The 15,021-nt window shown below is 56.7% G+C and carries 15 protein-coding genes; all 15 read left to right on the top strand.

Annotated elements, in window-relative coordinates; genetic code table 11:
• The first annotated feature begins 12 nt into the window (after positions 1–12).
• The 15 genes from EDC27_RS02800 (at position 13) to EDC27_RS02725 (ending at position 15,020) form a co-directional block, all read left to right on the top strand.
• Positions 13–489 (top strand): hydrogenase iron-sulfur subunit, encoded by a 477-nt coding sequence (locus tag EDC27_RS02800; protein WP_123289161.1) that lies wholly within the window; start codon positions 13–15, stop codon positions 487–489.
• Entirely contained in the window at positions 490–1,440 is a 951-nt protein-coding gene (locus EDC27_RS02795) for a 4Fe-4S dicluster domain-containing protein (protein WP_123289085.1), read from the top strand.
• Positions 1,441–1,492: 52 nt separating this feature from the next.
• Complete coding sequence (locus EDC27_RS02790) at positions 1,493–2,548, top strand: 4Fe-4S dicluster domain-containing protein (RefSeq protein WP_123289084.1); 1,056 nt, start codon at positions 1,493–1,495, stop codon at positions 2,546–2,548.
• Between the two features lie 170 nt (positions 2,549–2,718).
• Positions 2,719–3,561, top strand: coding sequence for an FAD/NAD(P)-binding protein (locus EDC27_RS02785; protein ID WP_123289083.1), 843 nt, complete (start codon positions 2,719–2,721; stop codon positions 3,559–3,561).
• A 107-nt stretch (positions 3,562–3,668) separates the two neighbouring features.
• The gene (locus tag EDC27_RS16655) at positions 3,669–4,895 is read left to right on the top strand and encodes a (Fe-S)-binding protein (RefSeq protein ID WP_123289082.1); all 1,227 of its coding nucleotides are present in this window, start codon (positions 3,669–3,671) and stop codon (positions 4,893–4,895) included.
• Between the two features lie 145 nt (positions 4,896–5,040).
• Positions 5,041–6,327 (top strand): hypothetical protein, encoded by a 1,287-nt coding sequence (locus EDC27_RS02775; protein ID WP_123289081.1) that lies wholly within the window; start codon positions 5,041–5,043, stop codon positions 6,325–6,327.
• Between the two features lie 18 nt (positions 6,328–6,345).
• Entirely contained in the window at positions 6,346–6,759 is a 414-nt protein-coding gene (locus EDC27_RS02770; RefSeq protein WP_123289080.1) for a secondary thiamine-phosphate synthase enzyme YjbQ, read from the top strand.
• A 301-nt stretch (positions 6,760–7,060) separates the two neighbouring features.
• Positions 7,061–9,187, top strand: a complete 2,127-nt coding sequence (acs, locus tag EDC27_RS02765) for an acetate--CoA ligase alpha subunit (protein WP_123289079.1) — start codon at positions 7,061–7,063, stop codon at positions 9,185–9,187.
• Between the two features lie 129 nt (positions 9,188–9,316).
• Entirely contained in the window at positions 9,317–9,826 is a 510-nt protein-coding gene (gene tpx, locus EDC27_RS02760; RefSeq protein WP_123289078.1) for a thiol peroxidase, read from the top strand.
• A 200-nt stretch (positions 9,827–10,026) separates the two neighbouring features.
• Entirely contained in the window at positions 10,027–10,401 is a 375-nt protein-coding gene (locus EDC27_RS02755; RefSeq protein ID WP_123289077.1) for a desulfoferrodoxin, read from the top strand.
• Positions 10,402–10,407: 6 nt separating this feature from the next.
• A complete protein-coding gene (locus tag EDC27_RS02750; RefSeq protein WP_123289076.1) occupies positions 10,408–10,941 on the top strand; it encodes a ferritin in 534 nt (177 codons plus the stop codon).
• A 243-nt stretch (positions 10,942–11,184) separates the two neighbouring features.
• The gene (locus EDC27_RS02745; RefSeq protein WP_123289075.1) at positions 11,185–11,730 is read left to right on the top strand and encodes a ferritin family protein; all 546 of its coding nucleotides are present in this window, start codon (positions 11,185–11,187) and stop codon (positions 11,728–11,730) included.
• Between the two features lie 351 nt (positions 11,731–12,081).
• Positions 12,082–12,918 carry a ZIP family metal transporter gene (locus tag EDC27_RS02735; protein WP_123289160.1) on the top strand — a complete coding sequence of 279 codons (837 nt, stop codon included), beginning with the start codon at positions 12,082–12,084 and terminating at the stop codon, positions 12,916–12,918.
• A 16-nt stretch (positions 12,919–12,934) separates the two neighbouring features.
• Positions 12,935–14,437 carry a multiheme c-type cytochrome gene (locus EDC27_RS02730; protein ID WP_211334747.1) on the top strand — a complete coding sequence of 501 codons (1,503 nt, stop codon included), beginning with the start codon at positions 12,935–12,937 and terminating at the stop codon, positions 14,435–14,437.
• 4 nt (positions 14,438–14,441) lie between these two features.
• Complete coding sequence (locus tag EDC27_RS02725; protein WP_245994182.1) at positions 14,442–15,020, top strand: peroxiredoxin family protein; 579 nt, start codon at positions 14,442–14,444, stop codon at positions 15,018–15,020.
• Position 15,021 lies beyond the last annotated feature (1 nt).

Below are 15,021 nucleotides of genomic sequence, written 5' to 3'. Positions count from 1 at the left end.
GGAGCGAAAGCGATGAATTCCTGGGAACCCAAAATCATAGCATTTCTGTGTAACTGGTGCTCCTACGGCGCGGCGGATCTGGCCGGTGTCAGCCGGTTGCCGTATCCTGCGAACATTCGAGTGATTCGCGTGCCGTGCAGCGGCCGCATCAATCCCAAATTTATTCTGGCCGCGCTGCGCCACGGTGCCGATGGTGTGTGGGTGTCCGGTTGCCATCCGGGCGATTGCCACTACATCGAAGGCAACTATTATGCGCGGCGCAAGTTCGCTTTGCTCAAGAACTTCCTGGAATACACGGGCATTGAACCGGGACGCCTTCACTTTTCGTGGATTTCTTCGGCAGAGGCGTCCAAGTTTGCGGAGACGGCTCGAGAGGTGGTGGAAGCCGTGCGGTCCGTGGGTCCGGCCAGGCATTTTATCAAGACAAAACCGATGTGGGATGATGTCGAGGCGCCGGTGAATGCGGCCTGTCAAGCTGAGGTGGGATAGATGGAGGCGTATACGAAGAAGATTCGAGAGGCGGCCCAACGGCTTCTTGCGGAGAAAAAAGTGGACGGTGTGATCGGCTTCCGTCAAGGCACGATCCCCATGATGAGCGAGCCCGTTTTCATTCGCCACGTTGACCAGGTCAACCAACTGGTGTGGAACAGCTTTTGCGGCGTCAATCTCGCCAATTACCTGGTCAAGCGCAAAGACCGTGTGGCCGTGGTGGCCAAGGGATGTGACAGTCGAAATATCGTCTTACAAATCCAAGAAAATCAATTCCAAAGACAGCAGATCTATATCCTGGGCGCACCGTGCCACGGCATGGTGGATCGGCGCAAGGTGTGGGCTTTTCTGCAAGGGCGGGAGCCTGTGCAGGTGACGGAAAACGGCTCCCAACTGCAGGTGTCGGGCAAAGGTTTTGACGAGGTGTTGCCTCGGCAGGAATTTCTTCAGGAAAATTGCCGCATCTGCACGCATCGCAACCCCGTCCTTTACGATGAACTTCTCGGGGAGGAAGTGCCGGAACAGAGCGATGTGGACCGCTATGAGGACGTGCGCCGCGTGGAGGCCATGACTCCCGAAGAGCGATGGCGCCACTTTGAAGATCTTCTGGCGCCGTGCATTCGCTGCTATGCGTGCCGCAATGCCTGCCCCATGTGTTACTGCCCCACCTGTTTCGTGGACGAATCCCGGCCTCAATGGGTGGGCAAGACCCTGGACGCCACGGACACTCGCACGTTTCATCTGCTGCGCGCGTTTCACCTGGCCGGACGATGCACGGACTGCGGCGCCTGCGAAAGGGCCTGCCCCATGAATATACCGGTTCGCCAATTGACCAAGAAGCTGGAAAAGGATGTGAAGGCCCTGTATGGCTATGAGGCCGGCCTGGTTGTGGAAGGGCGGCCGCCGTTGGATACTTACAGACCGGACGACCCGCAGGACTTTATCAAATGATCCAGACGCGAAGCCGCATCAGCCGAGAACCAACGCGACAGAGGATGAATCCATGCTGACAATCTACGTGCCCAAGGAAAAAATGCCCCTTGTCATCGGCCGCATCATGGACAGGGCTCAAGTCTTTGCGCCGGTCAAGGAAGGTGACGCTCATCGGTTTCGGCTCGTGAACCGTCCCCACCACGTGGATCTGACCTATCAAAACACGCGGCTTTCTCCCAAGGAATTGATGCATCCTCCGGCGGAAGCCATGTTTGCGTACACCCTGAAAAAGGGGGACCCCAAGGAAGGGATTTTGGAAGAGATTCCCAAAGCCTTGGGGCCTCGCGTGGTGTGGGGTATTCGCCCCTGCGACGCCAAGGCCTTTCAATTGGTGGATGTCAATTTCATCACCGATCAGTACGTGGATCCGTGGTGGCAGAAACGCCGTCAGTCCACTGTTCTCGTGGGCTTGGGCTGCCATGAACCCTGCAGCACCTGCTTTTGCACATCCGTGGGATTGGGGCCTTTTGACCGCAGCGCTCTGGACGTGCTCATGACCGAGTGTGCCGACGGCTATCTCGTGGAAGCTGTGACCGAAGCTGGCCAAGCCCTGTTGGCCGACGTGCCGGATGGGGAGCCGGCTTCCGAGGATCACGTCTCTCAAGCACGCAGCATCGCCGAAAAAGCCGAAAAGAGCCTTCCCCGGCTCTTTCTTACCGATCCCCTGCGGGACAAAGCCACCAACGAGTTATTTAATGCAGCCTTTTGGGAGGAAGTGCAGTTTGCATGCATCAACTGCGGCACCTGCACCTTTTTGTGCCCCACGTGTTGGTGCTTTGACATCCAAGACGAGGTGCATCGTGATGAAGGCGTGCGGGTGCGCCTGTGGGATTCATGCATGTTCCCCCTGTTCACTTTGCACGGATCTGGCCATAACCCGAGAAACCAAAAGCTGCAGCGAGTACGCCAGCGTTTTATGCACAAATTTAAGTACTATGTGGACAAATACGGCAATGGGCCGGCCTGTGTCGGCTGTGGCCGATGTGTTCAATACTGCCCCGTGAACATCGACATTCGACGGGTGGCGAGTATGATGACGGCGTCCTGCGTGTGCCCGACCACCTAGGAGCCTGCTAGGAAAGGTGCCATGGGGATGTGGCACATGCGGCGAACCCACTCCCGCTGTGCGGCGCTCCCACAAAAAGGAAGTCGAAAAGCCCGGGAAAGAGCCAATCGCGGACATGCCCGTCAGGACCATGAGACCTGCTGCCCGGGTGGATTGATCGGAGGACCAAGGTGAAGAATCCCTATCTGCCCTATCCTGTGAAAATTCAAGAGATCATCACGGAAACTCAAGATCGGAACCTGAAAACCTTTAAGCTGGCGTTTCTCAATCCGGAGGATGCGGCGTCTTTTGACTATAGACCCGGACAATTCGCCGAACTGTCTGTGGCGGGTCAAGGGGAAGTGCCCATCGGCATCGCGTCGTCTCCCACCGAAAAGGGCTTACTCATGTTCACCGTCAACCGCGTGGGCCGCGTGACGAGTTACTTGCACAACATGAAACCGGGCGATGTTATGGGCGTGCGCGGTCCTTTGGGCAATTGGTATCCGTGGGACGAGATGAAAGGTCAAAACGTGGTCATCATCGGCGGCGGTTTCGCTTTCACCACCTTGCGTTCATCCATCGTGTGGATGCTGGACCCTGCCCATCGCGGAGACTATGGTGAGATCACGGTGGTCTACGGAGCCCGCAACCCCGGCATGCTGCTCTACAAGGACGAGCTGGTGGCCTGGGAGAAGCGCGACGACATTACCATGCATTTGACGGTGGACGCCACGGACGATCCCCAGTGGAAATACAACGTGGGGTTCGTGCCGGCCGTGACCAAGGAAAAGGCGCCTAGCGCGGACAACGCCTACGCCATCGTCTGCGGCCCGCCCATCATGATCAAATTCACGCTGCCCGTATTGGCCGATTTGGGATTTCCACCGGATCGCATTTTCACCAGTCTAGAAATGCGCATGAAGTGTGGCATCGGCATGTGCGGTCGCTGCAATATTGGCACGGAATACGTGTGTAAAGACGGCCCCGTGTTTTCCATGGAAAAACTGGCCTCCTTGCCCAACGAATACTAGCCGAGCCTCACAGGCGGCCTTGGGGAAAAATTACTTTTAAGCGCGCTGGTCTTGTGTTAGATATAGATGGAAACGATGAAACGGGAACCGAGTCAGGGGAGAGAACGATGGAGCCGTTGCTGTTGACGAAACGAGAAAGGCGCAAGCTGGCGAGCCAATATGCCGAGCTGTGCCTGACGTGCGGCACCTGTGCCGGCGGGTGTCCCGTCACAGGGGTGGACGGCCTGGATGTGCGCAAGGTGGTGCGTTTAGCCGTTCTAGGCCTGGACCAGGAGGTGGTGGATTCCAAGTTTCCGTGGGTCTGCACCTTGTGTGGTCGGTGTGAGCATGCGTGTCCCATGAACATTGATTTGTTGAAGCTGTTGCGGTCTGCCCGTGCCATGCGTGAACGGGACAAAGTGCCGGGCGTGTTGCACAAAGGTGTGGAGATGTGCCTTAAGACCGGCAACAACGTGGGGATTCCCGAGGAAGATTTCCGGTATCTTCTGGAAGACTTGGCTGCCGAACTGGCCGAGGAGCTGCCCGGTTTTGAAGTGCCCATTGACAAGAAGGGGGCTAAATATCTGTTCACCATCAATTCCAAGGAGCCCTTTGCGGAACCCGAAGACATGATGTTCTGGTGGCGCATTCTTTACGCCGCCAATGAATCATGGACGGTGGCGTCCAAAAACTGGGAAGGGGTCAACTGGGGCTTATTTACGGGCGACGATGCGGCCATGAAGGAAATCGTCGGGCGCATCGTGCAAAACTACAAGGAACTCGAGTGCGAGTACCTGGTCTTACCTGAATGAGGGCACGCCTATTATGCGACCAGGCTTGGTCTGCAAATGTGGTTTGCCGATGAAGGCGTGAAGTTTGTCAGCGTTCATGATCTCCTGAAGCAGTACCTGGAAGAAGGCCGCATCAAGGTAGATAAGTCCATTCACCATGAACTGACCACTTACCATGACCCCTGCAACTATGGGCGTAAAAGCGAGCGGGCCTTCGGGCATGGCTATTACGAAGAACCTCGGTGGGTGGTGCAACAGTGCTGTGAAAATTTCGTGGAGATGTACCCGAATCGGGCCAACAATTTTTGTTGTGGCGCAGGCGGCGGGGCCTGGGCGTCTCCGTACGTGGAAGAGCGCATCTTTTATGGTCGTGTAAAGGCCAAGCAGATTAAAGACACCGGAGCCAAGTTGCTCATCGCCCCCTGTCACAACTGCCGCGACCAGATCATGAAGAGTTTGCGCAAAGAGTATGATTTCATGGACGTGGAAGTGAAATACCTGTGGGAATTGGTGGCGGATTCGCTCATCATTGAGCCTCGAGAGGAGGCGCAAGAGCGAGAATAACTTCCCACAGAGTGTGTGCTTATCGAGCCCCGGAAACTTTGTTTTCCGGGGCTTTTTCTTTGCCTGCAGGTTCTATAACCTCTAAAATCATTGAAACGAAGCGTGCAGGGACAAAACAAGAGGCGAGTGAAACAGGAGCGTCGCCATGGGCAAGAAAAAGGAATCGAAAAAAGGACTGAAGCTTTCCGAGAACGAAAAAGCGGAACTGAGTTTTTTTATGGACCGGCTTCGCATGCAGGACCCACAGGGACCAAGCCTGGAGAATTGTCTGAGAAGCCTGAAACAGGCTTTGGCCCGGCGCGAAGTCTTGGCGGCAGCCCTGTTGGAAGCCTTGAGTCTGGAAGGCAGCCCGGTGTGTTTTCGCGCCTTTTGTGAACTGCAGGGCATCGTTCGGGACAAGCGCCTGGCAAGAATCGTGCGCCAAGCTGCCTATCGATTTCGCCAAAAGGGTTTTGTGCAACCTGAGCCTTTGACGTTGGCCGAAAAATCGACCCCGGTAGTGCTCATCAAGGCCGAAGAGGTGATAAACGAGAGCTTCATGGTTGTCGGCGTCAAAGAGGGCTTATTTCACTACGGCGCCTTTGTGCATGCCAGGGACGAGAGGCAGCCCTACGGAGTCTCGCTGCTGCTGGGCGCCGGGCTGGTTTTTCATGACCTTGTTGTGGTTCCCATGTCTCGAAAGAGTTTTCGAAAGTTGCTGCGCCAGGCCGCCGAACAAATGGAAAGCCGAATCCATGAGATTCCTCTGGGCCACTTGGCGCGTCTGTTGGAAACTATGGCCGAATTGGGCCGCTTACCCAACGAGAAGAGGGTTCATGTGGCCAAGGCACGAAAGCTCCTACAACCTCACGCTCTGCAAGATGCACGCCCCCTATTCGTGCAGCTGTGGGAAGAAAAGGGACGGACACCCTTGAGAAACATCGAGATGCACGATCTTGTGGATTTTCTCACTCAAAACGTGTCCATCATTCCCTACGAGTCCCTTTTCCCCGATTCGCTAGCTCTTGAAGCGGTGGTGCACACTTTGCGGACGCTTCAGGACAGCGTCATTGAAGTGTCAGAGCATCTCAAGCGCGAGCGCGTGCTGGAAGCTCTGCGCTCGGCCACCCGGCGCCTTCTGCCTTTGACGGCGTGTCGCCTTCTTGCCAAGCATTGGGAGGAACTGGCTCTATGGTGGCTCATGGACAGCAATGAGCCTAACGAGGCCGAAAAAATCTTCTCTTTGGCCGAGCATGTGCGCACCGTCGAGGATTCGGGATTGAGCCCGATCCTGAACCGAGTCGTGGAAATGGCCTGTGCTGTTTTCCATAAGTTCATCACCAATGATCTGGAATCCGATTTTCGACGCCTCCACGAGGTGACCATAGCGCCTGAGGAAGAACTGGTGCAGACATCGGCGGGCCTTTATGTGCCTCGCCTTGTTTTGGAGTGATGCAAAAGGAGGGGGCCCATGAAGCGGTGGAGCTTTCAGGTGAAGACATCGGCGCGCAGTGACGCGGTGGACGTGACGGCCCTGGTGGCCGAAAAGGTTCGAGAAAGCGGCATAGAGGACGGCATCTGCTGCGTCTACGTCCCTCATACCACGGCGGGCGTGACCATCAACGAAGGGGCGGATCCGGCGGTCATGGAGGATGTGCTCCGCACGTTGGACCGCCTGATTCCATGGAAAGCCGACTACAAGCATATGGAAGGCAATGCGGCGGCCCACATTAAGACGACGCTCACAGGGTCCAGCGTGACCGTGCTTGTGGAGCGGGGACGACTTCTTCTCGGCACATGGCAAAGAATTTTTCTGTGCGACTACGACGGGCCAAGGACGCGAACGGTCCAGGTGGTCATGCAGGCATCCCGTCTCACCTCGTGAGAGGCCTTAACACAAAAGGACGCTCGAAAGAAAAAAAAAAATATTACTTATCAAGTTGTTGTCGGCATGGCCCGCAAGGTCGCTGCCCCGGACGCGAACTGCGAGGGCCTTCTTTCGTGGAGTTTTTGAATAAGCCGCCCGGGCGGCAAAGCGTACAGTTGAAGCGGCGCACGCCGTAAGAGCGCATCGCGCTGTGCGACCTGCGCCAAAAGAGATCAGCGCACGGTCGCCTGAGCATCTGTCTTGAACGGAATCGTTGATGTGGCGCTGAAGCTGGCGCCATGATGATCAGGGAGGTTTCATGGAACGCTTGGATGCCATTTTTTCTCCGAAATCCGTGGCCGTTGTGGGCGCATCGACCGTGCCCGGAAAGGTCGGTCATGATCTTTTTGCCAATATTTTACGCGGCGGCTACACGGGAATCCTCTATCCCGTCAACCCTGCGGCACGCTCGGTGCTGAGCGTCAAGGCCTATCCCACCTTGAAGGACATTCCCGATCCGGTGGAGCTGGCCATTTTGGTGGTGCCGCCCAAAGCGGCGCTGGCTGTGGTGGATGAGGCAGCACAAAAGGGGGTCAAGGCTGTTGTCATTGTGTCCGCAGGTTTTCGAGAGGTCGGGCCAGAGGGGCGGGCCATTGAAGAAAGCATTGCGGCGCGGTGCCGTGAGGCGGGCATGCGCCTTGTGGGGCCCAATTGTCTCGGGGTCATCAATCCACATCCTTCGGTGCGCATGAACGCCAGTTTCTCCAACCGTATGCCGGCCCCGGGCCATATTTCCTTTATTTCTCAAAGTGGTGCCTTGTGTACGTCGGTTCTGGACTTTGCCGCGGAACGGGATTTCGGGTTTTCCAAGTTCATTTCCATCGGCAACAAGGCCGATGTGGACGAATTGGATCTCCTGCGCTACCTGCACCAGGATGAAGACACGCAGGTCATCATGATTTACCTGGAAGAGCTGCGCCGAGGTCCGGAATTCATTCAGGAGGTCAAAGAAATCACGTCAGGGGATCGGCCGACCCCAGTTCTGGTCATCAAATCGGGCCGCACGGTGGCCGGAGCTCAAGCTGCCGCCTCACACACGGGATCCCTGGCCGGGTCGGAAGCCGTCTACGAGGCTATTTTCAAGCAGGCAGGAATCCTTCGCGTGGATTCCATCGAAGAATTGTTTAATTTTGCCGGAGCCTTTGCCAGAAAAAAAACGCCCTTGGGCAACAAGGTGGCCATTGTGACCAATGCCGGCGGTCCGGGCATTGTGGCCACCGACATGACGATTTCATCCGGCTTGGAATTGGCTAGGTTCCGCGAAGAAACCGTAGAAGCTCTGCAAAGCCATCTGCCCGCCACGGCCAATTTACACAACCCCGTGGATGTCATCGGGGACGCCACCCAAGACCGATACGAGAAAGCTCTAGAAGCCGTCATCAAAGACCAAGGGGTGGACGGCGCCTTGGTAATTCTGACCCCTCAGTCCATGACCAACGCTTTGGAAACCGCCAAGGCCATTGTGAAGATCGACCAGCGGACTCAAAAACCCATTCTGTGTTGTTTCATGGGCATCTTTGACGTCTCGGCCGGCGTCAAGGTCCTTCAGGAACACGGCCTTCCCGTGTATCGGTTTCCCGAGCATGCCGCCAAGGCTTTTGGCGCGCTGTACCGTTACTCCAGTTGGCTAAATCGGCAAAAACTTGCCCAGTTTTCCTTGCAGCACGACAAGGAAAAGGCACGGCTGATCATTGAAGCCGCGCTACAGCAGAACCGAATGGCGTTGACTGAATGGGAAGGGGCCGAGTTGGTGCGCTGTTACGGCTTTCAGACCCTGCCGTCCTTTGTGGCGTCAACACGGGAAGAGGCCGTAGATTACGCCGCCAGCCTCACCTTTCCGGTGGCGATGAAAATCGTCTCGCCGCAGATTCTGCACAAAAGCGACGCCAAAGGCGTCCGCCTCAACCTGGCCTCGCCCCGAGAGGTCGCAGAAGCCTTTGACACCATTGTGGCCAACGCCAAGGCCTATAACCCTGAGGCGGAGATTCTGGGAGTTTTGGTGCAGAAGATGGCTCCATCCGGAGATGAGGTCATTTTGGGCATGACCCGATACCCCGTCTTTGGGCCGCTACTCATGTTCGGCCTTGGGGGCATTTTTGTGGAAGTGTTCAAGGATGTGGAGTTTCGCATGGCCCCCATCGGCCGCAATGAAGCGCGGCGCATGATTCGAGGCATTCGAGGCTACGACCTCTTGAAGGGGGTGCGCGGGCGCCCCGAGGCAGACACAGGAGTTTTGGAGCGCTATCTCGTCAGCCTTTCCAATTTGGTTTTGGATCATCCCGAAATCAAGGAATTGGACATGAACCCGGTCCTGGTTCATCCAAAGGGTTCGGGAGCCACGGTGGCCGACGTTCGAGTCATCCTGGAACCCGTGAAAGGGCTGTGAAAAAAAGGGGCAACAGTTGACGATGCTCAAGGGGACGCTTAAAGTTACACGCAAAACAAGGCTCCATGGTGGATCACGGCAATCCGTGACGAGTTCGTTGACCCCATGACCTCACGAAGGAGAATGCTTATGCAAGAAAGACCCGGCGCCGTCACCATGAAAGGCTCCCCCTTGACCCTCGTGGGGCCCGTCATATCCGTAGGAGATACGGCTCCTGATTTCGAAGCCCTCAACAATGATCTTCAACCCGTGCGCCTCTCCCAGTTCAAGGGAAAGACGGTCATCTTGTCTTCCGTGCCATCCCTGGATACGCCGGTATGCGATATGGAAACCCGGCGTTTTAATCAGGAAGCGGAAAAGTTGGGTGAAGACGTTGTCGTGCTGACCGTCAGCATGGACCTGCCCTTTGCCCAAAAGCGCTGGTGCGGTGCGGCGGGTGTGACGCGGGTCCTCACGCTTTCTGATCATCGAAACGCTTCCTTTGGGCAGGCTTACGGTGTACTCATCAAGGAATTACGCCTTCTGGCGCGAGCCGTCTTTGTGGTTGGAAAAGACGGCGTCATCAAGCACGTTCAATTGGTTAAAGAGACGAGCGAAGAACCCGACTACGATGCGGTCCTGAAGGCCGTCAAGGCGTGACGGCGTGGGGGACCTTCTGGGTGAAGACAAGCATGCTGCGCTGCGGCGAAAACTGAAAAGTTTTGGCGATGCGTCATGGTGTGCCGAGGTGATGCCGTGCAGCGGCGAGCTTTCGGCACGCCATGTCTGACCACGGGGCGTGCCTGTTCCAGCCGCGCAAGAAAACTCATGAATCAACCCACACAAGGAGGAATGAACCAATGGCGGAAAGACGACAAGTGTACAAGTGCGACGTCTGTGGAAACATCGTGGAAGTGCTTTGGGGAGGCCAGGGCGAATTAGTCTGCTGCGGCCAGCCCATGGTCCTGCAAAAGGAAGGCGTTGTGGACGCAGCCAAAGAAAAGCATGTGCCGGTGGTGGAAAAGACGGCCGACGGCTACAAGGTCAAGGTGGGCAGCGTGGCCCATCCCATGGAAGAAAAACACTACATTCAATGGATCGAGCTTGTTGCCGATGATATTTCCTACTTTCACTTCCTGAAGCCCGGGGACGCTCCCGAAGCCACTTTTTGTGTGCAGGCGCAAAATGTCTACGCGCGCGAGTACTGCAACCTTCACGGTCTGTGGAAGGGGTAAGAGGGTATGTTGAGTGAAAAGATGGCCACAGCATTGAACGACCAGATCAACGCTGAACTGTATTCCTCGTACCTGTACTTGGCCATGGCGGCTTATTGTCGTGAGGTGGGCCTCAACGGCTGTGCCCGCTGGATGGAAGCTCAGGCCCTGGAAGAGTTGTCTCATGCGGTGAAATTCTACGACTTTGTCACCGAACGTGGCGGACGAGTGCTCTTGAGGGCCGTCGAAGCGCCGCCGAGCCGTTGGGATTCTCCTTTGGCCATGTTTGAACACGTCGCCGAGCACGAGAACAAGGTCACGGGCCTCATTCATCAGCTGGTGGATCTGGCCATTGCGGAAAGAGATCATGCCACCAACAATTTTCTGCAGTGGTTCGTTTCCGAGCAGGTGGAAGAGGAGGCCAGTGTCGGTGAGATCGTCCAGCAAATGAAGCTCATGGGCGAAGCCCAGGGCGGCCTTTTCATGCTGGACAAAGAGCTGGGCCAAAGGGTTTTTACCCTGCCTCCGGGAACGACCTTGGTGGCCCCCGCCGTCAAATAGGGGTGCAGCGCCCTAAATTCACGGCCGGGCAGCGCTCGAAACCTCCATGAAAAAGCCGGCAGAAAGGCCGAGGAGCTTTTCTGCCGGCGTGCTACCGGATTGTGCGGCCATCAGCTTGGGTGTAGGAAAGCCTGCAGGTTGCCGACGAATGGGCGCAGGGTTCGACAAAACAGGTGAAGCGGCATCCTGGGGCATCTGAGGGCCACAAACCGTCCACCACAAGGGATTCAAGGAGAAAAACCGATGGAACCGGCAGGAACCTCGCTGGTCAATCTTCTGTGCAAGGCCTTGGAACTTAAGGGAAAAAAAGAAAAGCTATACCAGGAGGCCATGGCGTCCTGTGAAGACGCTGTAGGGCGGGAGACGTTTCGTATCCTGTACGAAGCGGAGCAGGAACACGAAAAGGCCTTGTCGCGAATCAACGAAGAGCTGCAGGCAGGAAAGGACTGGACGGCTGCGTGTCGGTATGAGCCTTCAGAGCAGAACCTCTTTCAGCGCCTAGCCCATAGGATCTCCTTGGATCACGACAAGCTGCCCGAGGCGTGTACGGACGAAATCAAGGCTCTGGATGCCGGCATTCAACTGGAAGAGGCGTGCATTCGACTGTTTGAAGAAGAGATGCAGCAGCTGACGGATCCCTTCCAGAAGGAGTTCCTGAGGCGCCTGTCGGCCGAGGAGCGAGAACATCATAGAGTGCTTCAGGATTTGCGATTCTATTACACGGATCCTCAGGGATGGTTTATGGAAAAGAGCCGAGCGCGCTTGGACGGTGCCGGAGCCGTCACGTAGGCAGAGGGCTGTCCCTTGGGGGTTGCCGGCCACCACGCTGAATTCACCAGCATGAGCGCACACGTCTATGCCTGCCTGCGAAAAGCGGGAGATGAAATCCCGCGAGGGGTGTTTGCCCGCGCCCTCAAAAACGTAGAGGCGGAAGGGACCGCAAATCTTAGGCTTTTGGAATCTCGCATCGAGCCGTGCGGCATTCCCCCAGAGAAAATGGCTTGATGAAGGAGCGGCGCAAGCCGCGACACGGCGAGTGTGGGAGCCTCACCTGCTGTCGGCGTGGTGCCCGCTGCACCACAGTGTGGCGGCGATCCGGGTTTTCTCGGCGTCTCAAACCCGCCCGTGGACGACGCTTTAATGGGAAATAGCCTGATTGTGGAAAACCTTTGGGACACCTTTCATGCCCGCTCCTCGGTGGCTCAGGCCCTGGCGGCGACCCTTTTTACCTGGTTCATGACGGCTCTTGGGGCTTCTGCCGTTTTCTGGCGCCGGTCTTTTTCCCAGAGGTTTCTGGATGCCATGCTGGGTTATGCGGCAGGGGTCATGATGGCCGCCAGTTATTGGTCTCTTTTGGAGCCGGCGTTGAAGCTTTCGCAAGAGGCGTCCCTGCCGTGGATGCCCGCCGCCGCGGGTTTTTTAGCGGGAGGCCTTTTCCTTCGCGGGATCGATGCGGTGTTGCCCCATGTGCACTTGGGTTTTCCAACGACCGAAGCCGAGGGTTGGCCTACGCGATGGCGGCGCAGCATTTTGCTGGTTTTGGCCATCACGATCCATAACATTCCGGAAGGCCTAGCCGTGGGCGTGGCGTTCGGGGCCGCGTCCGCCCATATTCCTGAAGCGACCGTTTCGGGCGCCGTAGCTTTGGCTTTGGGCATCGGGTTGCAGAATCTACCGGAAGGCACGGCGGTTTCCGTTCCCCTTCGGCGCGAAGGTCTAGGGCGTTTGCAGAGTTTCTGGTACGGGCAATTGTCCGGGGCGGTGGAACCGGTGGCGGCGGTGTTTGGAGCCGCCATGGCGGCCACTTTCCTGGCGTTGCTTCCCTATGCCTTAAGTTTTGCTGCGGGGGCCATGATCTATGTGGTGGTGGAAGAAGTGATCCCGGAAGCGCAAAGGGGTGGTCACACGGATGTGGTCACCATGGCGTGCTTGCTGGGTTTTGTCTCCATGATGATCCTCGATGTGGCTTTGGGATGAGCGAGGAGGTGCCGAGGTGAAGAAAGGTCGCCCCTTTGTTCTATTCATAGTTCTCGGCGCGCTGTTTTACGGCGAGGGATTGCCGGGACGGCTTCATGCCGCGCCGCACAGCGCCGAAACCCAAGACTGTTTGTCATGTCACATCCAAGCCACGCCGGGCATTGTTTCCGACTGGCAACAAAGCCGCCACGCGCAAGTGACGCCTGCCGAGGCCATGGCCGTAGAGCCCCTTTCTCGCAAAGTGAGTGCCTCGGAAGTGCCGCAGGGTCTCAAAAGTCACAGTGTGGGGTGTGCCGAATGCCATACCGTGCGCGCCGAAGCGCACAAGGACACCGTGGAGCACAACGGCTACAGCATGTACGTGGTGGTGAGCCCGGAGGATTGCCGCACCTGCCATCAGGAAGAAGCGGTGCAGTATCAGCGCAACCTCATGGCCCATGCCCACGACAACCTGATGAAAAATCCTTTGTATGGTCAATTGATTCAAGCCATCAACGGCCTTCAGACTCTTGAGGGAACGTCCCTTCAAACCCTGCCCCCCATGGCTCATACCAATGAGGACTCGTGCCTCAATTGCCACGGCACAGATGTTCGAGTTCAGGGCACTGTTTCCCGGGACACGGACTTCGACACGATGGATTTTGTCGTGCTTTCCGGCTGGCCCAATGTGGGGGTCGGTCGCCGAAATCCCGATGGATCCAACGGTTCGTGTGCGTCCTGCCATGCACGCCATAGCTTTTCCATTGAAGTGGCTCGAAAGCCGGAAACATGCAGCCAGTGCCACAAGGGGCCCGATGTTCCCGCCTACAAGATCTACAGTGTGAGCAAGCACGGCAACCTTTACGGTGCGCTCAAAGGGCAATGGAATTTTTCCAACGTGCCGTGGGTGGTGGGCAAGGATATGAAGGCGCCGACTTGTGCCACGTGCCATGTGAGTTTGCTGGTGGATGAGGCCAAGAACGTGGTGGCCAAACGTTCCCATGCCATGAACGATCGGCTTCCTTGGCGCATATTCGGCCTCATCTATGCCCATCCCCATCCTCGAGAAGCCCGGGTGCACACCATCAAAAATGCCAAAGGCCTGGCCTTGCCCACGGAACTAGACGGCTCCTGGGTGTCCCGTGCCCTCATCGATGCGGACGAACAGGACAGGCGGCGCGCCACCATGCAGGCGGTGTGTTCTGCTTGTCATGGAACCCAATGGGTTCACGGGCATTGGCAACGTTTTGAAAAAACCATTGAAGAAACCAACCGCATGACCAAAACGGCCACGGACATCATGGTTCAGTCGTGGAAAGAGAAGCGCTCCAGAGGCCTTCCGGACAATCCCTTTGACGAACCTCTGGAAAAGAGATGGGTGGAACAATGGTTCTTTTTCGCCAATTCCATTCGCTTTTCATCAGCCATGATGGGGGCTGACTATAGTGTGTTTGACAATGGGCGTTGGTTCCAATCCAAGGGGCTTCGGGAGATGGAGTGGCTTGAGCGCATGGGGTCGCTCCAGTCGACCAGGAGGTGAATGCATGAGGCGGCTTAAGACTTTTCCTGCGAAACTTTTTGTTCTTCTCCTTTTTGGAGCGTGCCTGGCATGGGCGGGGTGGGCTCATGCCGAATCGGGTTTGCCCGATGTGGGCGGCACCTTCCCCTCCATCGCACTGGAAGCGCCCAAGGATCCGGCCATGCGGGACTATCTTGGTCTCGGCGAAGCCCAAACCTTTACCGTGGACCAAGTGGATGCCGATCTGGTGGTGGTGGAAATCTTCAGCATGTATTGCCCGTACTGTCAAAGGGAAGCGCCGGTGGTGAACGCCTTTTACGAACTGGCTCAGAAAAAAAACCGGCCGGGCAAGACCGTGAAGATTCTCGGCATCGGGGCGGGCAACACGGCGTTTGAAGTGGATGTTTTTGCCAAGAAATATAAAGTGCCTTTTCCCCTGATTGCCGATGGAGACTACAGCGTGCACAAAACCTTGGGACAGGTGCGCACTCCGTATTTCATCGCCGTCCGGAGAGGACCCGACGGCAAGCGCTCCGTCGTGTATTCTCAAGCGGGCAGTATTGGATCGCCTGAAGATTTTTACCGCCGGCTCATGGGGCCTTAAG

Origin of the sequence: Desulfosoma caldarium, assembly GCF_003751385.1 — a bacterium.
Lineage (GTDB): Bacteria > Desulfobacterota > Syntrophobacteria > Syntrophobacterales > DSM-9756 > Desulfosoma > Desulfosoma caldarium.
Note: the sequence above shows the minus strand (reverse complement) of the source record. Positions and strands in the feature narration are given on the sequence as shown.